Origin of the sequence: Marinobacter sp. C7, from assembly GCF_022343555.1 — a bacterium.
Taxonomy (GTDB): Bacteria; Pseudomonadota; Gammaproteobacteria; order Pseudomonadales; family Oleiphilaceae; genus Marinobacter.
This window is the reverse complement of sequence record NZ_JAKQZH010000045.1, coordinates 1-642: the sequence shown is the minus strand read 5'-3', so window position 1 is coordinate 642 and position 642 is coordinate 1. Positions and strand designations below refer to the sequence as shown.

The 642-nt window shown below is 60.1% G+C and carries 2 protein-coding genes; one reads left to right on the top strand and one right to left on the bottom strand.

Annotated features, from left to right (window positions below; translation table 11 throughout):
* Window positions 1-131 (bottom strand): thiolase family protein (locus MD273_RS19180; protein WP_502846082.1); only part of this gene is annotated, 131 nt, incomplete at its 3' end.
* Between the two features lie 208 nt (window positions 132-339).
* Here MD273_RS19180 and phaR point away from each other — a divergent pair.
* Window positions 340-642: polyhydroxyalkanoate synthesis repressor PhaR (phaR, locus tag MD273_RS18615; RefSeq protein WP_239039268.1), on the top strand; the 303-nt coding region annotated here is incomplete at its 3' end.

Sequence of the window (642 nt, the reverse complement as noted above, 5' to 3'; positions counted from 1 at the left end):
CCGGCACGCTGCAGAGCCGCCGCGATGGCGACCGCGCCGAGTTCATGCGCCGGGACGGCCGCAAAGGCGCCATTCAGACTGCCGACGGCCGTGCGTGCTGCACTTGCGATGACGATTGCCTTTTTCGCCATGTGGCTGCTCTCCTCCTCAGCTTCGCGTCAGCGGAATGTGCAGAACAGCGCCTTCGAAGTCAAACTGCCTTGTGCTCCCGCCGCGATCCGTGGCGCTTGCGAACAACGACGCTGCATTGCGACAAAACGATTGTCACCTCAACCGTTTTAAGGTTAGATCGGGGCGGGAAGAGGAATACATCAAGCAGATCGCGGGGAGGAGGCAATTATGCCCGTAAGCGACGGCAAGACAATCATCAAGAAATACGCCAACAGGCGGCTTTATAACACCGGGACCAGCAGTTACGTCACGCTGGAGGACCTGGCCGACATGGTGAAGCAGGGAGAGGACTTCGCCGTTCACGACGCCAAGACCGGAAGCGACATCACCCACACGGTGCTGACTCAGATCATCTTCGAACAGGAAGCGAAATCCGGCCAGGGCATCCTGCCCGTGTCGTTCCTGCGCGAGCTGATCGGCTATTACGGCGACCAGATGCAGGCCATGCTGCCGGGCTTTCTCGACCATGCG